The following is a 20,803-nucleotide window of genomic DNA, read 5'->3' on the forward strand; positions in this document are numbered from 1 at the left end:
GGGTACATCGATGATATCATCCTGCAACACGCTGATCCTCTTTGGTGCTACGGGGGATCTTGCGGCAAGAATGCTGTTCCCCTCCCTATATAACTTGCAGCAGGACGGGCTGCTGCCGGACGACTTTCTGGTGGTGGCGTCCGGGCGGTCCGAGCATGCCGACGACGAATTCCGCGCGCAGGTGGATGCCGCGCTGGCGCGCACCATCGATGCAGAGCGCTATGAGGCAGAGGCCTCCAAGCGCCTGACCGACCGCATCATCTACAGCGCGGTGGAGGCCGGGAATACCAAGCAGTTCGAGGCGCTGGCGCAGCGGCTGGCGGACCGGGACAAGGACCGCGTCGCCGTTTATTTGTCCACCCCGCCCGCACTGTTCGCGCCCACCGCACAGGGCCTGGCGGATGCAGGCCTCGTAACGCCCTCCACCCGCATCGCGATGGAAAAGCCGATCGGGCATGATCTTGCGTCCTCGCGCGCGGTAAACGACGCGATCGGGCGGCTGTTCGAGGAAGAGCGCATCTTCCGCGTCGATCATTACCTCGGCAAGGAGACGGTGCAGAACCTTATCGCGCTGCGCTTTGCCAACATGCTGTTCGAGCCATTGTGGAACGCACACGCGATCGACCATGTGCAGATCACCGTCGGGGAGACGGTGGGGCTTGAGGGGCGCGTCTCCTATTATGACGGCGTCGGCGCGCTGCGCGACATGGTGCAGAACCACATGCTGCAGATTCTCTCGATAATCGCGATGGAGCCGCCCGCACGGTTCGACTCCACCGCCGTGCGCGACGAGAAAGTGAAGGTATTGCGCTCGCTCCGCCCCTTCACGCCTGAAACCGCAAAGGCGAATAGCGTACGCGGCCAATATGCGGGAGGCGCGGTCACGGGCGAGATCGTCAAGGGCTATGACGAGGAACTGGGCAAGCCCTCCGACACCGAGACGTTCGTCGCGCTGAAGGCCTATATCGATAACTGGCGCTGGGCGGGAGTGCCATTCTACCTGCGCACCGGCAAGCGCATGCCCGCGCGCCACAGCGAAATCATCATCCGGTTCAAACCGGTGGCGCATTCGATCTTCGGCAATCGCGGCCTCGGCACCGGGCTGGAGCCGAACACGCTCGTCATCCGCCTGCAACCGCAGGAGAATATCCGCCTCAGCATCATGGCGAAGGAGCCGGGGCTGGACCGGGGTAATGTCAAGCTGCGCGAAGTGGGGTTGGACGTCTCGCTCGCCACCGCCTTTGCCGCGCAACGCCGCCGCATTGCCTACGAGCGTTTGCTGCTCGATCTGATCGAGGGCGATGCCACGCTGTTCGTGCGGCGCGACGAGGTGGAGGCGCAGTGGCAGTGGATCGACAGCATCATCTCAGGCTGGCAGCAGGCCGAGGTCAAGGTCGCCGGCTATGCGGCGGGCAACTGGGGGCCGAGCTCTGCCATAGCCCTGATAGAACGCGATGGAGCAAGCTGGCATGAGTGAGAAGGCTATCTGGGCCGAGGACGGCAGCGACGCCGCTATCATCGGCCGTCTTGCGCACCATCTGGGGAGCAACACGCCAACACGGCTGGCGCTGCCGGGCGGAACGACGCCCGCCGCCATCCTCGCCAACCCGGCCGCCCACGCGCTGGACTGGACCGGGGTGGAGGTCTGGCCGACGGACGAGCGCGATGTGCCGCCCGATCATCCCGCGAGCAACGCCGCCATGCTGGCGCGGGCGCTGACCGGAACCGGAGCGCAGGTGCATCCGTTGGTGGAGCATGAAACGCCGCCGAGCTTCGATCTGGTGTGGATCGGCGTCGGGATGGATGGACACATCGCCTCGATCTTCCCCGCCATGCCGCTCAGCGACGATGCCGCGCCGGAGGTCGTGAGCGTGATGCCCGATCCACTGCCGTTCGAAGCGCCGTTTGCCCGGCGTACGCTGACGATGCGGGCGCTTGGCGATGCGAGCGAAATCATACTGGTCATCCGCGGCGAGGCAAAGAAGGCCATGCTCGAAGCCGCACTGCGCCCCGGCTCGACCCTGCCCGTGGCGCGGTTTGTGAACATGGCGCGGTCCCCGGTTACGATTTACTGGAGCAGAAGTTGAGCCTCCACCCCGTCCTCGCCCGCGTCACGCGCCGCATAACCGAGAAGAGCGCGCCGACGCGGCGCAAATATCTCGACCTCATCCAGCGCGGACGCGAGGCAGGCACCAATCGCGGCCAGCTCTCCTGCGGTAATCTCGCCCATGCCTTTGCCGCAGCCGGCGACGACAAGCCCGTCATCCGCTCCGGCAGCGCGATGAACATCGGCATCGTCACCGCCTACAACGACATGCTCTCCGCGCATCAGCCCTATGGTCGCTATCCCGACCAGATCAAGCTGTTCGCGCGCGAGGTGGGCGCGACGGCGCAGGTCGCGGGCGGCGTCCCCGCCATGTGCGACGGCGTGACGCAAGGCCAGGCGGGCATGGACCTCTCGCTATTCTCGCGCGATGTGATCGCGATGGCGACGGCGGTGTCGCTTTCTCACGCCATGTTCGAGGGCGTGGCGCTGCTCGGCATTTGCGACAAGATCGTGCCCGGGTTGTTGATCGGCGCGTTGCGCTTTGGTCATCTACCGACGCTGCTCATCCCGGCGGGGCCGATGCCCTCGGGCCTTGCCAACAAGGAAAAGCAGCGCGTCCGCCAGCTTTATGCCGAAGGGAAGGTCGGGAAAGCGGAACTGCTGGAGGCCGAAGCCGCCAGCTATCATGATGCGGGCACCTGCACATTCTACGGCACGGCAAACTCCAACCAGATGATGATGGAGATGATGGGCCTCCATCTGCCGGGCAGCAGCTTCGTCAATCCGGGCACCAAACTGCGGCAGGAACTGACGCGCGCGGCGGTGCATCGGCTCGCGGGACTTGGCTGGGATGGGGGCAACTATCGGCCGCTCGGCCTATGCGTCGATGAGAAGGCTATCGTCAATGCGGTCATTGGCCTGCTCGCCACCGGCGGCTCGACCAACCATGCGATCCACCTGCCCGCGATCGCGCGCGCGGCGGGCATCATCATCGACTGGACCGACTTTGCCGAGCTGTCCGAAGTGGTGCCCCTGCTGGCGCGGGTGTATCCCAATGGCGCGGGCGATGTGAACGACTTCCACCACGCAGGCGGCGTGCCCTATGTGATCAGCGAGCTGCTCGACAACGGCCTGATGCATGGCGATATACTGACGGTCGCGGGCAAGGATTTGCACGATTATGCGCGCGAACCCGCGATGCAGGGCGACGCGCTCGAATGGCGCGCGGTGAAAACCAGTCGCGATCCCGCCCTCCTGCGCCCGGTATCTGATCCTTTCAGCGCGGACGGCGGCATGAAGCTGCTCTCCGGCAATCTCGGCCGCTGCGTGATGAAGACGTCCGCCGTCGATCCCGCCCGATGGACCATCGAAGCCCCCGCGCGCGTTTTCGCCGATCAGGACGATGTGCTGCGCGCGTTCAAGGACGGCGAGCTCAACCGCGATGTCGTGGTCGTGGTGCGATTCCAGGGGCCGCGCGCCAATGGCATGCCGGAACTCCACAAGCTCACGCCTGCCCTGGGCGTGCTTCAGGACAAGGGGTATAAGGTCGCGCTCGTCACCGACGGGCGCATGTCCGGCGCGTCGGGCAAGGTGCCTGCGGCTATCCATGTGTCGCCGGAGGCCAAGGGCGGTGGGCCGCTCGGCAAGCTGCGCGACGGCGATATCGTGCGGGTGTGCGCTCAGAGCGGCCAGCTTGAGGTAATCGTCGACGAGGACGAGTGGAGCTTCCGCGCGGCGGCGGACGAACCACCCCCGCCCTACGACACCGGGCGGGAGCTGTTTGCGATGTTGCGTCAAGGCTGCGACGAGGCAGAACGCGGCGCTTCCGCCATGCTTGCCGCTATGGATGCGGAAATCGCATCATAAAACAGCAACGTCGATCCCGGTGGGCTCCAACAGGAGGATAGCCGCCCTGGAGCGCGCTATACCTTGTCCACGTAGATGAGGCTGCCTTCCGGCAGCTTCGTGAGCACCATGTCGAGATCCCCCTCCGCAACCGCAAGACACCCCTGGCTGCGGCCGAGCATGCCATGGGTGCGCACCATGTCCGGGCTGACATACCATGCGCCGTGGATGACGAGCGCTCGGACTTCAGCGTTGCTGTTGCTGCTGTCCAGCCCCTTCAGGCGACGCGAGCGGCCGTGCTTGCCGTCATAGGTTGCGCCGGTGAGATATGCGCCGGATGATGACGCCTCCGATCCCGGTTCGTTCGAGAAGCGTTTGAGCCAGCCGCTATGAGCGGGGTCGGAACCCTTGCCGTGCGCAACGAAGATCGTCTGCCGTGCGCCGCTCTCCAGATCGAGGATATGAAAGCGGGCATCGCGCGACGGGCGGGAAAAATCGACGATACCGATCTTGCCCCGCGCGATCACCGAAGCACCATGCCGATCCAGCGCGGTGCGGGCACGGCTGAAAAGCGGAGCGTCAGGCTCAGCCACCGTCGCGGCCATCACGGGCTGGCGCGAAACGGAGAGACAGACCGCTGCCGCCCCGCCGATGCAGAAATTGCGTCGTGAGATCATGGACTCGATGATAGGCTATTTCGTTCCCAAAGTCCAAAATTGATCCATCGCGGATGCGATCTGTGATAGGATGAGGTTCGCTACTTCTATCGCAGATTGTCTACGAACCACTATGATCAGAGGGTTTTCCCGTTGCATGCTGTTCTGCCTGGCGCTGTGCCTCGCATGGCCCCTGCCTGCCCAGTTGGCTACGCCGCACTGGAAACCGGCGCAGGTTGAGCGCCTGATCCAGTGGCTCGAGTTCGCACGGGACGATGCACTGCGCACCGCTGAAACGCAGGTGCCGAAACTGCGCCAGGCGCAGGCGAGCGGGGACGCCGCCTATCTTGACGAGACGGCGACCGCCGCAGCGGTGAAGCTGCTCGACGACTATTACCGGGGATGTTGCGACGCCTCGCTCCGCACCGGATGGACGATAGCAGGCGATAGACCCCAGACCGACCCTCGCGCCCTCGTCGCCGACGCGCTCGGACACAATGCTCTCGACCGGCTGTTCATAGCCGCCAAGCCGCAACATCCCTTTTATCGCGCGCTCCGCCGTGCCTATGCGCAGGAGGCCGACCCCGCACGTCGCGCCACCCTTGCCGCCAACATGGACCGCTGGCGCTGGATGCCGCGCAACCTCGGTCAGCGCTATCTGCTCGTAAACGCCGCAGCTTTCGAAGCCACGCTCTGGCAGGACGGGAAGCCGGCCGGGCGCTGGGCTGTAATCGTCGGCAAGACAGGCTCGCCCACGCCCGTTTTTGCAGCACAAGTCACGGGCATAGTCCTCAACCCCTGGTGGGAGATACCACCGTCGATCGCCGCCGAAGGCATTGCCCGAATGGTACGCAACGACCCTGCGGGAGCGGCAAAGCGCGGCTATGTCTATGAAGGCGGCCGTTATCGCCAGCGGCCCGGCCCGGCCAATGCGCTAGGCCGCATGAAGCTGGTCATGCCCAATCCCCATAGCGTCTATCTGCACGACACGCCATCCCAGCGCCTGTTCGAGCGCGATGTGCGCACATTCAGCCATGGCTGCGTGCGGGTGGGCGAGGCGCTCGACATGGCCGCTGCCCTGCTCGCACCGACAGGGCAGTGGGACAGGGCACGCATCGATGCCGTGATCGCCACCGGCGAAACGCAAACTGCGGCGCTGGCGGAACCGATACCGGTCTACGTCGCCTATTTTACGGCCGAGCCAGACGATGACGGGACCATAGGCTTCTTTCCCGATATCTACAAACGGGATAGAGCCGCAGTTGCGCCAGACAGCGGGCAGCCCTGTGGCCTGTAAACGAGCCGGTCAGTGCCTTTCCGACGTTGGGACGCGTACAAATACTCCGAGTGAAGGATTATTTTGGTCCCCGATCCGATTTTGCGGTATTGAAGGGCGATCTTTCCAAGGGGTGGGGTTCATGCAGATCATGCCAAAGGCCACCATAGCGCGCACGGCATAGCGCAAACATGCCGGTTTCCATAATCGAACGCTGGATCGCACAGGGGGAGCGGGGCACGCTCGCCACCATCGTCTGGGTTATCGTCCTCGTGGGCTTGCCGATAGCTGTGCGCATGGCGATCCTGCCGTGGGTGGGATCAAGCCTATGGTTTCCGAGCTATTATCCCGCTGTGTTGGTGGCCGGCCTTCTGCTCGGCCCGGCGGGCGGGATCAGCGTGTGGCTGCTCAGCGGGCTTGCAGGCCTGTTCCTGATCGTTCTGCCGCTGTTCCGCTATGAGATGACACGGCAGGTCGTGGTCGCCATGGTGTTTTATTACCTCTGCTCCGGGCTGATCCTGGCGGTGGCGATCCTGTGCAGAACGGCGCTGCGCCGGTTGGAAGCCACGAAGATGCGGGACCAGCAAATGAAGGCGGAGCTTCATCACCGCATCAGAAACGTCATCGCGGTGGTTCAAAGCCTCTCTCACCAGAGCGCCAAGCGCGCCGACGGAGACTGGGAACGCTTTCAGGAAGACTTCGATGGCCAGATGTCGGCCTTGGGCGGCGCTCTGCGGGTGTTGGCCGCGCAGAACTGGCAGGAGGGTGGCCTGCCGGAACTCCCCCGCGTGGTGCTGCGCCCGTTCGCTTTGTCGAAACAGATATTGCTAGAAGGACCGCGTTGTAGCCTGACGGCGGATGCTATCGAGCCGCTGTCACTCATCCTGCACGAACTTGCTACCAATGCGCTGAAATATGGAGCGCTTTCGACGCCCGAAGGACGCGTTCACATTCGCTGGACGTCCATGCCGTCGGAGAGCAGCGGAGGAGCTTGCGAATTGTCGTGGCAGGAAACGGGAGGGCCGCGCGTCAAGGCGCCGTCACGACGCGGCCTCGGTTCGCAGCTGCTACGCCCGCAACGGGGAATACGTGCGGTCAGCCGGGCATTCGACCCCGAAGGCTTCAGCTGCGTCATAACGCTCGACATGGCCCGTTATGATCACCAGAAGCACGAAAATTCTCGGCTCTGGTCGCGCCTGTCATCGCTTGCGCGGTTCCGGCGAGGGGGCCAAGAGCCCTCGGATGATGTGTAACAACGTCGAGCGGCTATCCGCTATCGTTAAAGCGGCCAGACCCAGAGAATGAGCGGTGTCCCGACGACCACAACCAGCAGCGACAATGGCGCGCCCAGCCGGGCATAGTCGCCGAACCTGTAACCACCCGGCCCGAAGACAAGCGTGTTACACTGATGCCCGATCGGCGTCAGGAAATCGCAGCCCGCGCCTACTGCAGTCGCAATGAGAAACGCCTCGGGTCGATAGCCCAGCTCCCCGGCAAACACGGCGGCAATGGGCGCCATCACCAGCACCGTCGCCGCATTATTGAGAAAGGGCGTCACCGCCATGGCGACAACGAGGATCAGCGCCACCGCGCCCCACGAGGGAAGCTGCGCCGCCAGATGCGCGAGCCCGGTCGCGATCACGTCTGACGCGCCGGTGGTCTGGAGCGAGGCGCTGACCGGGATCAGCGCGGCAAGCATGATGAGGATCGGCCACTCCACCGCTTCATAGGCGTCTGCAACCGGCAACGAGCCGGTGATTATGACGAGACCGGCGGCGGCAAAAAATGCGACCGCGACCGGCACCGCCCCCGTTGCGGTGGCCAGCATGGCGGCAGCCAGAATCGCGACCGGGAGCCATCCTTTCCGCGCATTGCCCAGGCGGATCGATCGTTCCGCCAGCGGCAATGCTCCCAGTTGCCGCAGCCGCTGTGGCATAAGATCGAGGGGCCCTTGCAGGACGATGACGTCTCCCGCCTGCAAAACGATCTGGCCCGGCTTGTTGGTCAGATTCTCCCCGGCCCGCGAAACCGCTATCAGGTTGATGCCGAGGCGATCGCGCAGGAGGAGCCGCCCGGCCGTGCGGCCGATCAGCGCGGACTGGGTAGTGACTACTGCCTCGATCACGCCGATCGCCCCGCCCGAATCATCCCCTGCCTTTGGATTGTCGCTGCCCGCTAGAGCCAGCTGATCGGCTGCCATTACGCGCTCAAGCTCGTCTGGTTCGCCGCTCAGGATCAGGACGTCCCCTTCTCGCAAGGGGGCATGGTCGTCAGGAGGCTGCTGGGCTTCTGCGCGCAAAACGCTGGTGACCGCCACCAGACCGCCATGGCGTTCCAGAAACCGGGCCACGCTGTTCCCGCATGCCGGGGAGGTCGCAGAGACCGTGGCTTGCGTCGTGTAGCTCGAGATGTTGAGCGCTTCACCCATTGTTGGAGCAGCGCGTCTCTCTCGGGGGAGCAGCCTGTAGGCGAAGCGCAGAAAGACCAGCCCTACCAGCAACAAGCCCAGCCCGGTTGGCAGATAATCGAACATGCCGAATGGCTGCCCCGTCATTTCCTCTCGTACCCGGCTTACGATGATGTTCGGCGCGGTGCCGATGAGCGTCATCAACCCGCCCAGCAACGAGGCGAATGCCATCGGCATCAGGAACACAGAGGGGCTGGTGTCCTTCTTGCGCGCGATCTGTACCGCTGCCGGCATCAGCATCGCCAGCGCGCCGACATTCTTGATCAGCGCCGAGGCGAAACCGACGGAGGCCGTGAGCACCAGAAGCTGAGACCGCACGCGATGCACCCGACCCGTTACCCACGCCACCGCCGTGTCGATCAACCCCGAGCGCTGGATAGCGGCCGACATGACGAGCGCGGACCCGACGATGATCACGATATCGTCCGAAAAGCCGGTAAAGGCCTCCTCGGGCTTTACGATGCCAAGCGCCAGCGCAACCAGCAGCGCGATGATGGCGGTGACATCATAGCGGAATCTGCCCCACAGGAAGAGCGCCATCATGCCTGCGAGCGTGGCCACGGAAAGCCATTGCGGCAGCGTCATTTCAGCCACATGCCGACGAGCGCGGCAAGGCTCACGAGCAGCAGGAAACCGTTGACTAAAACAAAAGCCCATTCGGGCAAGCGTTTCGCATCCGGCCTTGGAGGCGAGACGCGCAGCATCTGTCGCCATACGCCTGCGACAAAGCAGAAGCCCGCAAATATCACCAATACGGTCCCGGTTGCCTGGGCCATCCAGTTTGGAACCATGCCCTGCAACAGCGCCGTGGCGCCGATGCCGGAGGCGAGGGCCGCAAGCCCGGTGCGTACCCAGGCGGCATAAGTGCGCTCGGCGGCGAGCACGGTGCGATCCGCAGCCAGCTCGGTGCGACGGTCCGCACTGTCCTGCTGTTGATTTGCGCTTTGCTCCAGCCGGTTGGCGCTCTTGGCTAACCTCGACTGCGCCTGTTCTGCCCGCGTCCGCTCACCTTCCATGACATCAGAACGCGGACGAGGCGTGTTTGTGCCGTCGCTAATTGCCTCGCAAGCAACGTCATCACCAGCGCTTCTCGAACCTGTTGCGTAGGTAGATGGCGGCTCCGTTCATGATCAGAAGGAACGCGAGCAGGACGATGATGGCGGCAGAGGTCTTTTCGACGAACGCGGTGTCGATCTCGTCCGACCAGAGGAATATCTGAACCGGGAGCACCGTCGCCGGCTCCGTTATGCCGGACGGCGGCGTGGGGATGAAGGCGCGCATGCCGATCATCAGCAACGGCGCAGTCTCACCCAGCGCGCGGGCCATGCCAATGATGGCGCCGGTGAGGATGCCGGGCATGGCGAGCGGCAGGACGTGGTGGAACACGACCTGAACCTTGGACGCGCCTATCCCCAGCGCCGCCTCGCGGATCGAGGGCGGTACGGCGGTGATCGCGTTGCGCCCTGCGATCACGATCACCGGCATGGTCATGAGCGCCAGCGTCATGCCGCCGACAAGCGGCGCGGAGCGCGGCAGATGCAGGAAGTTGAGAAAAATCGCGAGGCCAAGCAGGCCGAAAATGATCGACGGCACGGCGGCCAGATTGTTGATTGAGACTTCGATGATCGCGGTCCAGCGGTTTCTGGGCGCATATTCCTCCAGATAGACGGCGGTCATCACGCCGATGGGGATACTCAACGCCGCCGTAACCGCCATGGTGAGCAGCGATCCCTTGAGCGCGCCCCAGATGCCGACCTGGGCTGGGTCTGTCGCGTCCGAGGCGGTGAGGAACGTCCAGCTAAGACCATGAATACCGCCAGCCAGCATCACCCAGAGAAGCAGGCCGAGAAATCCCACAGCCAGCACCATGGCGAGCAGACCCACGCCTGAAAACAGCCGCTCAAACAGATAGCGCTTGCGGATGCGCCGGCGCATGGCCGCGGTCGACCAGTCCGTCGGCTGGCGTACTGTGTCAGCCACTATCTCGGAAATCTTATTCATATGCCTCGCGATAGCGTTTGACGATGGTCACAGCGATGACGTTGAGCAGCAGCGTGATGACGAACAGCACGAGGCCAAGGGCGAAGGCCGAAAGGGTCTTGGCACTCTCGAACTCCTGATCGCCGGTGAGCAGCTGGACGATCTGCGCCGTGACCGTGGTCACGCTGGCAAAGGGGTTGGCGGTGAGGTTGGCGGCCATGCCTGCCGCCATAACGACGATCATCGTTTCGCCGATGGCGCGGCTTACGGCGAGAAGAACACCGCCCACGATGCCCGGCAGCGCGGCAGGGACCAGCACCTTAAGGATCGTCTCCGCCTTGGTAGAACCAAGCGCCAGCGCACCATCGCGCATGGCGCTCGGCACAGCGGCGATGCTGTCGTCGGACATGGAGGAGATGAGCGGAATGATCATCACGCCCATCACTATCCCGGCGGCAAGCGCGCTTTCCGACGTTGGGCTGTCCATCCCGACGGCGACCGCAAGGTCACGCACCAGCGGCCCCAGTGTCAGCGCCGCGAAATAGCCGTAAACGACCGTGGGGATACCGGCGAGGATCTCCAGCAAGGGCTTGAGCCATGAGCGAAGCCTGGGTGCGGCATATTGGGTGAGGTAAATGGCGCACATCACGCCGATCGGCGTCGCGACGGCCATCGCGATGATCGCCCCGACGAAGATCGTGCCCCAAAAGAGCGGCACGGCGCCGAAACCGTTCGGCTCACCCGGCACGAGCGTCTCGGTGGGCGACCAGTGCGTGCCGAAGAGGAATTCCTGCACCGGTACCAGTTCAAAGAAGCGACCCGTTTCAAACAGCAGCGAGACGACGATGCCGAATGTCACCACCAGCGCCATCAACGAGGCGACGACAAGGCTGCTGACGACCACCTGCTCCACCTTGTGGCGGGCGCGAAAGTCGGGCTTGATCCGAAAATAGCCGAAAATGAACCCGGCAACCACGAGTGCGGCGGCGATCCCCAGCCCCAGAATAGTGTAGGTGTGGATGGCATCGCCAATGGGCTTTGCCAGTTGCTGCGCCATCGGGTTGAACGCGGCCTCCAGCGTGCCGTCTGCCAGACCCATCGCCTCGGAAATCAGGGCGTCGCGGTCCATAGCCGTCGTCGGCAGATTTTTCGCTGCCGGGTGGGAAAGCAGCGCGTGCATGACCAGCCGATCGGAAAAGAATGGCCAGATGAACAGGAAGAGCGCAGCAGGAGCAACGGTCCACAAAGCGAGGTAGCTGGCATGCTGCGAGGGGAGCGAATGGCCGCGCCGGTTTGCCCTTGCGAACATGGTGCGCGCGCGGTCGCGGCCCAAAATCCATGCCGCCATCCCGAGCGAAGCAATGACGAGGAACATGTTGAAGAGCGTCACAGCCGGCCTTTCGCAGGACATGAAGATGCCCGCCCGCACACGCGAACGGGCATCTTCGACACGATCAGAAGTCGAACTGGGCGCGCAGGGCCACAGCGTCAGTCGAATAGCTGCGCTTGTTCACCGGATCGGTGGAGGTTGGCTTCACAGAAGCCGCCTTGGGGCCGCCCTCCACTTCCGTGTGGATGTAGTTCAGCAGGAAGCGAACATAATCCGTCGGGATCCAGGTCAGGCCCAGCAGATAGCCGGTCTGGCTGCCGCCACGGGAAAGGCTGCTGGAGGCGGTCGCAACACCCGTGGTGAAGTTGTTGCTGAAGCCGTTTTGCAGCTTTTTGTCGTTGAGGTCGAGATAATCCACCCGGCCGATGATCTGGAACGCGCCCATGCCGCCCTTGTCGACCGGGTGGAGAACCTTGGTGCGATCCCATGTGCCGTTCTTGTAGCCGCGAGTTTCGCCGGTGAGGAAATAGCCCACCTCGAAATGGCCGCCCCAGAAGCTGGGGTTGCCACTGGCGACAAGTTGCGTGTTGGTGGCGAACTGATCGCGCGAGACCAGCCTGTCCCCCGCGTCATAGGAGCGGACCTTGACCATCTGTGCCTCGCCGCCGAGATGCAGTGACTTGAAAACGCCATAAGCCTCGATGCCGAAGATATCGTCACCCTTGGCGGCGAAGCTGCCGGTGTCGACAAACCTCTGGCTGGTCGTCTGGAGGAACGGGCGGGCACGATACTGGACTAGCTGGCCGTTGGAAGGCGAGCCGGAGCCAGACGTCAGCGCTGTCGCGCCGTTATTCTCCTGGAACTGGCGATGCTGGAAGTTCAGACCCAGATGCACGAAGCCGGGGCCGACATAGGGCGTGTAGGTGGCCCGGGCGGCCGCGATCCAGCCCTTGTTGTCGAGCGAGGCGTCGATCGAGTGCGCCGCGAACAGGCCCCCATCGATACGGAACAGATTGTCCTTGCTCTTGTATCCGACCCCGAGGCCAAGACGGCGGGTGTTGCCGAACGCATCGTTGACCTGCGCGCGCTCTATGAAGGACGACCAGCGCGAGCTGGTGATCTGCTCCATGCCGTCCAGCGACTCGAAGTTGCCAAGCGTCAGTGTGATCGGGCCCTTTTTGGGATTCCAGGTGAGCACGACATCGCCGAAACCGACAGAGGAGTTGGCGAAGTCCATTTCCGCCTTGTAACCGAACTCGCCGGGCAGCGTCCCCTCAACGCCCAATCGCACGCGGCGAACGCGGGTGTTGAAACCATAGTCACGCGGGTTCTGGAAATCCGGCGTGCCCATATACGCCGTGTCCATCATAAAGCGGCCACGCACCTTCCAGGTGAAGCCGTCGCCATCCGAAAACTGGGGGGCACCTTTCCATGCGGGAGCAGCCTTGGCCTGCGCCTTCTTCAGGTCATCAACCTGAGCCTGAAGTGCCTGGAGCTGTGCCTGTAGAAGAGACATCTGCGCCTCGGCAGCAGAGAGGTTCGCTTCAGCATCGGAAACCTTCTGCAAAGATGGATCGTCGGGCGATGGCGCATCCGCAGGCGGTTCGGCGTCCTTTGCCTGGGCAAAAGCGGTGATCGGCATCGCAAGCACAGCGGATGCCAGCAATATAGTCTTGTACAGGGACCGGTTCATGGTCTTCCCCCTTCTGATGATGTGAGGCTGCCCACGCGCCTATGGCCGGGCAGTCGATTTGTTGGATTATTTCAGCGTTGCGCCGGTCATGGGCGTCATGGACGTGGCGACACGCGCGACATGGCTGCGGGTGGCGTCCGGCGAAGCCACCAGACCAAGCGACATCAGATAGCCCTTGGGACCGTAGGTTCCTTCTTTTACATATTCGGCCACAAACTGGCGAATACCCGGAATGGCGTTGAGGTGCGCGTTCTTGACATAGATATACATCGCGCGGGCACCGGGATATTTGAAGCCGGAGATATTAGGATAGGTCGGGGCAACCCCATTGATGGAAACGCCCTCCAGCTTGCTCAGATTTTCTTCCAGATAGCTGTAACCAAACAAGCCTTGAGCATTGGGATCGCTCGCCAGCTTCTGGACGATCAGATTGTCGTTCTCGCCCGCATTGATGTAGGGCCCATCCTCGCGGACACCCATGCAGACTTTCTTATACTGGGCCTCGTTGCTCTTCTTCAGTGCCGCCATGGACGGGTTGGTGTTGCAGCCCACTTCCATGAGGAGTTCTTCAACAGAGCTGCGCGTGCCGCTGGTCGAGGGCGGCCCATAAACGCGGATTGGTACCGCCGGAAGGCTGGGATTTACTTCTTTCCATGTCTTGGCCTTGTTCGGCTTGCCGAACGGAGTGGCGGCGATCGCCATATATATGTCCTTGAGCGTCACATTGCTCAGCGCACCGCCCTTGGCCTGTGCCAATGCCAGACCATCGAGGCCAATCTGGATTTCGGTGATTTGCGTCACGCCAGCGGCCTGACACGACTTGAATTCCGACGCCTTCATACGACGCGACGCGTTCAGAATGTCGGGATGCTGCGCGCCCACACCCGCACAGAACAGCTTCGCACCAGCGCCCGTGCCCGTCGACTCAACGATCGGCGCGGGTACATTGCGATTTGCGGCTGCAAATTTCTCGGAAACTGCCTTGGTAAAGGGATATACCGTCGATGAACCGACTATGCGGATATTGCGGCGCATCTGCGCCTCGGCGGGAACAGCCGTGACTGCCACCGCCGCCAGAGTCAGCATCATGTGTGTCTTGAATTTCATATCGCACCCGATCTTGCGTGGGCGCTCCCCCAATGGAAGCGTACGCAGGCCGATAGTCAGCTATTGTTACGGGGAGGCGTCGTTTATGTGACGATAGTGTTACGGCGAGGTGATGACATCGCGATGTCCGATTTTTGCTAATGCCGAGTGCACAACTGCTGTGGCTGAATCGGCGAACTATCGAATGGGAAATTGACCGCGAGGGGGAAGCGCCCACAATGTTCAGAACGGGATTTCCTTACCCTCAAAGTCGAACAGACCACCGCTGTCGGAGGGTTTCAGTTCTTCGATGACATCGAGAAGTTGCAGGGCGGCTCGTTCGGGATCGAACAGCCGCCCAGGCTGCACGTTCCGCTGGAAAGGGCGGGACAGCGCAGTGTCCACCGTGCCGGGATGAAGCGCAACGATGATCGCCCGCGCATTGCTGCGGCTCTGCTCAATCGCCAGATTTCGCACAAGCATGTTCAACGCTGCCTTCGATGCGCGATAGCCGTGCCATCCGCCGAGGCGGTTGTCGGCGATCGAACCGACCCGTGCCGATAGCGCGGCAAAGACCGTCCTCTGGTTCTTCGGCATGATCGGCAGGAAATGCTTGGCCACAAGCGCCGGACCGATAGCGTTTACCGCATAGACTTTTGCCAGCCAGCCTGGATCAAGATCCCGCAGCGCTTTTTCAGGACCCAGGCTTCCCGCATGGAGCAAACCGGTCGCGACGATCACCAATGTCGGGGGCGGACCTTTGGCGACATGCGCTGCGGCCGCAGCGATACTGGCCTCATCCTCCAGATCGAGATGGTGCGGTCCAGTCCGCGAACGCGCGAACCCATGCACGACGTCGAACCCGCCTTCGTCGATCAGGGCCGCCTCGAAAGCTGCCCCGATGCCGCCGGATGCGCCGATAATGACAGCTGCACCGTTATCTGATCTTTTCACGGCTGCGTGTCTTCCATGAGGTTCGACCGGGCGTTCCCTGACAAGGCTTTGCCGCTGGTGGGGTGGATTTGAAATTCGTTACATAATGGAGCGAGAGCAGAATGAATTTCAAATCCTTAAACCCCACTAGAATCAATAGCTGCTAGTGACCCTTTTGAATCTGAACTCCGCTCTGCACCATCCAGATAATGTGGCGGACTTCAGATTCCGGTCACTAGCGTGTATTATTGGCGCGCATCAGCACGAATGCGGCGTAGCCCAAGAGCGCGACACCCGCCAGCAATGCCGCCCATAATGCCACGACGCGCAGTTGTGGCCCGGAGCCGGGCTCGCCATTTTCCAGCGCGACGGTGACGTTCTGTTTTGCGCCAACGACCTGCGCGGTGCCGAGCCGTTCCCTGCCGTTTGTGAGGCTTGCAAGCGGGAAGGCCGCAGGCGTTGCCGCCGCGTTGCCCACAAGCAGCCTGTAGGGCCCATCACCGTTAAAGGCGACCGCGAGCGCTACCGGTTCATAGGAAAGCACGATCTCCGGCACCCGAGAAAAGCCAGCACTGCGCCGGTCCGCCTCGATCTTGACCAAGCGAATCGGCCCGCCACCTGTTTCAAGCGTCACTCCGGCGCCCCCTTGCCTCAGACTCGCCATAGCCAGCGGCGTCCATGGCGCTTCGGCGGTATCGCGGCCAAGCATACGCACCGGCACCACACCGTCCTTGCCTGTCATCCGCAACTCGACGGCGGCGGGTTTCAGGCCGGGAGGGAAAGCGAGGGTGATCGTGTGAGGATCATTCAACTTCAGCCCCGTTACAGGAACGGAAACGCGCGGCCGTGGCGGCACGCTGGTGGTGAACAGCGTGGCACCGGTGATATCAAGCGCCTTGTCCTGCCAAGACACCTTCAGATAGCGATCATACAAGTCACCCGGCGGCAGCGCGAGCCGGTTCCCGCCCAACAGGTCCGGCCCGTCGCCTGGCCGGAACAGCAGACGCTCGGCCAGCGGCTCCCAGGTCTTCAGGTCTGGTCCGGTCGCGAGCGACACTGTGATCGGATGCTGCTTGGGCAGGGAGGCATCCAGCGCGATCGCGACGAGGGAGTCCTTGATCGCTCGGCTATCGAACACCACGCTGTGCACCGGGCCTTCTGCCTTGCTGCCGTCAGCCTCGATGCGGACGGAGTTGCTGCCCTGATCGACGCGGATCGACACAGGGGCGCGGCTGCCCTCGGCGGATTCCCCGCCGAATGGAAGGGCGGGGAGGTGGACGCGCGCCAACTGCGTCGCGTCCGGCGCGATGAAGGCCATCGACAGCGGCCTCCCTTGCGCATCCAGCACCCGGATGTCGCCCTTGTCCGCCCGCTGGATCGCAACCAGCGCCGCCGCCGGAAGATCGAGCCGCATGAGCTGTGCGCCGGGAGCCTCTAGCCGAAGCGAGAGGGCATAGTCATCCGCAGCGGGGGCGGCGCTCTCATTCTGTCGGTTGCAGCCTGCAAGCAGCAGCAGCGCAAGAGCAGCAGCAGCGGACCTGAACCTCACGCCTCAGCCTCCTTGCGCTCGGATGTGCGCGGCGGGATCGGCACGAAGTAGCCGATCAGCAGCATCAGCACGCCCACCGCGATGAAGGCGACAATCCGCGCCAGCCCCTCGATCCGCGACATATCGAGCAGCGCCAGTTTCGCCACGACGACCGCGAGCAGCACCGCACCTGCCAGCCAGGGCAGACGCTCTGTGCGTTGGCGTGCAAGGAACATCAGCCCCATCGCAATCAGCGTCCACAGGATCGAATAGCCGGACTGAACCACCTGGCTTCCGCCCAGCGCCTGCGCATCCCAGGCGATGCCGAGCAGGTGGTGCGCGGTCCGCAACCAGATGGTGTTCGCGATGATGAAGGCAAGCACCGCCAGCGCTGCAAGACCCGCCCGCCCCGCCAGCGCCCGCGCTAGATCCCCGGGGAGCTCCGCCGCTTGCAGCATGTGCCGCCATAGCGCCAGCGCCCCCAAGGCGAGCAGGGCAGACAGGTCGACCGGGTTCAGGACCGGAATATATGGCAGCGGATCGGTCACCCCCTCGGCAACCAGACAGGTGGCAAGCGCCCCGCCATAGACCAGCAGGGCGATGGCCAGCGCGCCATGCCACCAATAGGCCTTCGCATAGGAACCGAGCGGCCAGGCGAAACCGGCGCTATCGCCCGCACGCGCGGCTCTGCCGGCCCAGCGCACCAGCACAAACAGGATTGCGGTCGCACTGACGAGGTAGCTCACACCCGCCCAAGACGTATCCCACAGATCGCCGCGCTCAATGCCGAGCCAGAGCCAGTCGGCAACGATCGCCGTGGCGAGCAGCACGCCGCCGACATGCATCGCATGCGTCCAGCGTGACAGCGGCTGGCGACTAAGCAGCCAGGCGTGCAGACCGATCGCCGCAACCCAGCACGGCAGATCGGGGAGCATAACCATATGCCGCCCCTCGGCGATCGCGATGAGCAGCCCGAACGCAAGCAGGGGCAGGCTTAGCCGCCCCGGCCAGCGAGCGACGACCCAATCCCTCCGCTCGCCAAACCGGTCGGCAAAGGCCATCACAGCGAGGATGGCGATCAGAACCACATAGGTCTGAAGATGCGGTGCGAGCACAGCCGCTGGCAGGTCGCCCATTGTCGCAACGGGCGCGGCTCTTTCGGCCTCGATGCCGATGGCGACACACAGGAACGCAAACCCGGCCAAAAACCAAAGCTGGCGCAAGCCCCACTCGGCCCGCGCATAGCCTTTCGCCAACGCGGAACCACTGTGTTCGAGCGGGTTGCGCATCATCCATGCGGTGAACAGCATCGGTAGCGCTACCAGCATCGGCTGCAGGAAGCCGCCATTGGCGAGGGGGATCGCGGATATGGTGGGGCCGATCGCGCCAAAGGTCAGCAACGCAGCCAATGCCTGCAACAAAAGGCCGAAAAAGCGGGGCACCCAGCGCGCCTGGCGCGCGCCGACCCAGAAAGCCCCGGCGCCTTCCAGCGCCCAGACACTGGAGGTCCAGCGCATATCCAGCGCGAGAGGCACGGCAAGCGTAACGAACCCGATGCCGATCGCCAGCAGGCATTCGTTCAGCAGCCGCATCTCGGACTTGGCCCAGCGCGTCGTCACCGTTGTGACCGCGATATAGACCGCCCCAAATCCCAGAGCGGACCATGCCGCGCCAAACGGCTCGCCCCGCACCAGGGCGGCCTGCAACCCGAACCCGGCGAGCGCGGTGCCGAACAACAGCGTGGAGTCCGCGTAGTTGCCGAGCTTGCCGGGCGTGTTGTGAGCGTAGAGCAGAGCGGTGGCGAGATAGATTGCCATCGATACGATCAGGAAGCCTTGGCACAGCGCATAATGCCGCGCCTCATAGGCCGAGAAGCCCCAGGCGGACGCCAGCGCGAAGGTAGCGACAAACCCTAGCAGGTTGAGCGCTCGCCAGCTCTTCTTCCACGCGACGCCGAATATCGCGAGATTGAGCACGGTCATATATGCGAAGAGGCCAAGCGGCGTCTCGCTCTCGCCGCCGACCAGCACCGGCACCGCGAAGCCGCCCGCGAACGCGATGAACGCCATCGCCAGTGAATTCTGCATGACCGCGAGCGCGCAGCCCAGCGCTGCGAACAGGATCATCAGCGCAAATGCCGCGAGCGGCGGCACGATGCCATATCCGCGCGCGGCCGCGAACACCGTGAGATACAGCACTGCGATGCCGGCGCCCTGCAGCGATAACGCGAAGGGTGGACGGTCGGTCCGCTTTTTCAGCCCGATTGCCAGCAGCGCAACGCCGACGCCCGCCACCAGCGCCAGCCGCAGCTCAATGGGGAACAGGCCCGCCATCGCGGCAAAGCGCACGAGGAAAACGAGGCCCAGAAACAGGATGACGATCCCCGCACGCACAATGGTATTGCCGCCCAGCAGCCAGTCCCGCGCTCTGCCGAACAGTTTTTCGATCTGGCTCGGGGGGATGGCTTCATGTGTGGCCGCAATAGGTGCGCGAACCTGCGGCACAGACGGCGCAGCGCGTGGTCGCGTTGGCGTCTCCGCTTGCGGGGCGGGCGGAACCTCCACCGGCTCCCGGGCGGCGGGCGCAGGCTCGGTCAGTTTCACCGAGGCAGCGGCCGTCACTGTGGCTGGCGGTCGCGTGGGTTCGGTCATTGAGACGGGCTGCTGGCCCTCCGGCATTGCCGCTCGCACCGCGTCGGCGATTTCACGACGCAGTATTTTGCGCAGCCACGCTCCCATGCCGCCGCCCAACAGGCCGCCGAAGAAAAAACCGAATTCGGAGAATTCCCCCAGTATGAAACCCAGGAGCGCTCCTACGGCTGCTCCCCAGACTCTTATGCCCATCTACCAGACCTCCCCCGCTACGCAGGTAAGATTGGCACAATCAGCGAAAAATAAAAGCAATGCTTTGGTGGCCAGAGGTTGCTGGTCACTGTCGTGCACAGCTCGCGCTTGCCCCCTGCCACGTCGAATGGATATACTGAGCTTAGAGCGCCCAATCCCCCTACTACAGGCGGGTTTCCCGATCATAGTAACCGGATACGCGATCAACATATGCGTAATCGAATTCGGGAGGATTGTTAGACCAGCTTGGCCCGCCTTCCAGCACACGCCGATCGATCGTGATTACATACTCGTCCTGCGCCCGGTCATAGGTAATAAGCGGGAACGGCACCGGGTAGTAGCTTTTGTTGATGCCCAGAAAGCCGCGAGGCTGAGGATGGCGTAGACCGACTGCCCGCTTGCCTTGTCGACCACGAGCGATTTGACATGGCCCAGCGTGTCACCGTCGCGAGAACGCACGGTTAGACCGTCAATTCCCGCCACCAAAAGAGAGGCTGTCGCACTTTGACTGCCCATGATCAGCCTTCCTTACTGAGACCGGTGCTGTCATGGCGCGAGCGGACACTGTCTGGCCCCGCCCGCGCCAATCGACTCAGGCGCCCATGGAGTGCTTGAGCGCGCTCATTTCGTCGTGCCCCGCCTTCACGGACTGCCACGCCTCTTCAGCCGCACCCCGGGCGGCAGGCGAAAGATCAGTTTCGGCGAGTGCAGTTTCGAACTTGCCCTTCAGATAATCCTCGCCGCGTTCGATCTCGCCGACGATTGCCTTGTCATCCCGGCTCATGACCGTTTCCTTCAGGCTCTGAAAGACGCGATGTGCGCCACCGAGGATCGTCCCGTCGTCCTCAGGGTTGCCACCGGCGGCGGCCACCGCAGCTTGAAGCTTGGTGACGGCAGACTGCCGCTCGCGTGCCCGCGCATTGAATTTCTCGGCAAGAGCCTGATTATCAACATCGCCCGCAGATTTTTGGTAGCCATCAATGCTGTCGATCAGGGTAGCGATGAGGGTGTTGAGGACGCTTGCGTCCTTGGAGTTTGTGATCATGAGCTTTTCCTCGGAACGGAAGGGAACATAGTGAACGTTACGTCGCGGGTACCGTTCCTTCCGCGCGCGACAAA

General features: G+C 63.3%; 18 protein-coding genes. 5 read left to right on the forward strand and 13 right to left on the reverse strand.

Annotated features, from left to right (window positions below; all coding sequences use genetic code 11):
* Nucleotides 1-10 precede the first annotated feature (10 nt).
* From zwf to edd, 3 genes are read left to right on the forward strand one after another with little or no spacing between them, the layout of a single operon-like run.
* Nucleotides 11-1,477 (forward strand): glucose-6-phosphate dehydrogenase, encoded by a 1,467-nt coding sequence (zwf, locus tag OOT33_RS08255; protein ID WP_307749540.1) that lies wholly within the window; start codon nucleotides 11-13, stop codon nucleotides 1,475-1,477.
* A complete protein-coding gene (locus tag OOT33_RS08260) occupies nucleotides 1,470-2,087 on the forward strand; it encodes a 6-phosphogluconolactonase (protein WP_307749541.1) in 618 nt (205 codons plus the stop codon). Before zwf ends, OOT33_RS08260 begins: the two co-directional genes overlap by 8 nt.
* Nucleotides 2,084-3,913 carry a phosphogluconate dehydratase gene (gene edd, locus OOT33_RS08265; RefSeq protein ID WP_307749542.1) on the forward strand — a complete coding sequence of 610 codons (1,830 nt, stop codon included), beginning with the start codon at nucleotides 2,084-2,086 and terminating at the stop codon, nucleotides 3,911-3,913. Before OOT33_RS08260 ends, edd begins: the two co-directional genes overlap by 4 nt.
* 56 nt (nucleotides 3,914-3,969) lie before the next feature.
* On the opposite strand, the gene OOT33_RS08270 is transcribed toward edd, so the two are convergent.
* The gene (locus OOT33_RS08270) at nucleotides 3,970-4,569 is read right to left on the reverse strand and encodes a murein L,D-transpeptidase catalytic domain family protein (protein WP_307749543.1); all 600 of its coding nucleotides are present in this window, start codon (nucleotides 4,567-4,569) and stop codon (nucleotides 3,970-3,972) included.
* Nucleotides 4,570-4,705: 136 nt separating this feature from the next.
* Here OOT33_RS08270 and OOT33_RS08275 point away from each other — a divergent pair, with 136 nt between their 5' ends.
* Entirely contained in the window at nucleotides 4,706-5,845 is a 1,140-nt protein-coding gene (locus tag OOT33_RS08275) for a L,D-transpeptidase family protein (protein WP_307749544.1), read from the forward strand.
* Between the two features lie 170 nt (nucleotides 5,846-6,015).
* Entirely contained in the window at nucleotides 6,016-7,077 is a 1,062-nt protein-coding gene (locus tag OOT33_RS08280) for an HWE histidine kinase domain-containing protein (protein WP_307749545.1), read from the forward strand.
* Between the two features lie 26 nt (nucleotides 7,078-7,103).
* Here OOT33_RS08280 and OOT33_RS08285 read toward each other — a convergent pair whose 3' ends face one another.
* From OOT33_RS08285 to OOT33_RS08340, 12 genes are all read right to left on the reverse strand, one after another.
* Nucleotides 7,104-8,876, reverse strand: coding sequence for an SLC13 family permease (locus OOT33_RS08285; RefSeq protein ID WP_307749546.1), 1,773 nt, complete (start codon nucleotides 8,874-8,876; stop codon nucleotides 7,104-7,106).
* Nucleotides 8,873-9,307, reverse strand: coding sequence for a DUF202 domain-containing protein (locus tag OOT33_RS08290; RefSeq protein ID WP_307749547.1), 435 nt, complete (start codon nucleotides 9,305-9,307; stop codon nucleotides 8,873-8,875). The genes OOT33_RS08285 and OOT33_RS08290 overlap by 4 nt, the downstream gene beginning before the upstream one ends.
* Before the next feature lie 61 nt (nucleotides 9,308-9,368).
* Entirely contained in the window at nucleotides 9,369-10,292 is a 924-nt protein-coding gene (pstA, locus tag OOT33_RS08295) for a phosphate ABC transporter permease PstA (protein WP_307749548.1), read from the reverse strand.
* A complete protein-coding gene (pstC, locus tag OOT33_RS08300) occupies nucleotides 10,285-11,646 on the reverse strand; it encodes a phosphate ABC transporter permease subunit PstC (protein WP_373690565.1) in 1,362 nt (453 codons plus the stop codon). Before pstC ends, pstA begins: the two co-directional genes overlap by 8 nt.
* A 79-nt stretch (nucleotides 11,647-11,725) precedes the next feature.
* Nucleotides 11,726-13,294: a porin gene (locus OOT33_RS08305; protein ID WP_307749550.1), complete on the reverse strand. Its 1,569-nt coding sequence runs from the start codon at nucleotides 13,292-13,294 to the stop codon at nucleotides 11,726-11,728.
* 66 nt (nucleotides 13,295-13,360) lie between these two features.
* On the reverse strand, nucleotides 13,361-14,401 hold the full coding sequence (locus OOT33_RS08310) for a substrate-binding domain-containing protein (protein WP_307749551.1): 1,041 nt from the start codon (nucleotides 14,399-14,401) through the stop codon (nucleotides 13,361-13,363).
* 222 nt (nucleotides 14,402-14,623) lie between these two features.
* Nucleotides 14,624-15,334, reverse strand: coding sequence for an SDR family NAD(P)-dependent oxidoreductase (locus OOT33_RS08315; RefSeq protein ID WP_307749553.1), 711 nt, complete (start codon nucleotides 15,332-15,334; stop codon nucleotides 14,624-14,626).
* Nucleotides 15,335-15,548: 214 nt separating this feature from the next.
* Nucleotides 15,549-16,862 (reverse strand): DUF3999 family protein, encoded by a 1,314-nt coding sequence (locus OOT33_RS08320; RefSeq protein ID WP_307749554.1) that lies wholly within the window; start codon nucleotides 16,860-16,862, stop codon nucleotides 15,549-15,551.
* Complete coding sequence (locus tag OOT33_RS08325) at nucleotides 16,859-19,684, reverse strand: DUF2339 domain-containing protein (RefSeq protein WP_307749555.1); 2,826 nt, start codon at nucleotides 19,682-19,684, stop codon at nucleotides 16,859-16,861. The genes OOT33_RS08320 and OOT33_RS08325 overlap by 4 nt, the downstream gene beginning before the upstream one ends.
* Before the next feature lie 163 nt (nucleotides 19,685-19,847).
* Nucleotides 19,848-20,015 carry a hypothetical protein gene (locus tag OOT33_RS08330; protein ID WP_307750376.1) on the reverse strand — a complete coding sequence of 56 codons (168 nt, stop codon included), beginning with the start codon at nucleotides 20,013-20,015 and terminating at the stop codon, nucleotides 19,848-19,850.
* Entirely contained in the window at nucleotides 19,967-20,200 is a 234-nt protein-coding gene (locus OOT33_RS08335; RefSeq protein ID WP_307749556.1) for a PRC-barrel domain-containing protein, read from the reverse strand. The genes OOT33_RS08330 and OOT33_RS08335 overlap by 49 nt, the downstream gene beginning before the upstream one ends.
* A 76-nt stretch (nucleotides 20,201-20,276) precedes the next feature.
* Nucleotides 20,277-20,729, reverse strand: a complete 453-nt coding sequence (locus OOT33_RS08340) for a PA2169 family four-helix-bundle protein (RefSeq protein ID WP_307749557.1) — start codon at nucleotides 20,727-20,729, stop codon at nucleotides 20,277-20,279.
* Between the last annotated feature and the right edge of the window lie 74 nt (nucleotides 20,730-20,803).

This window comes from Sphingobium sp. DEHP117 (assembly GCF_030867385.1).
Taxonomy (GTDB): Bacteria; Pseudomonadota; Alphaproteobacteria; order Sphingomonadales; family Sphingomonadaceae; genus Sphingobium.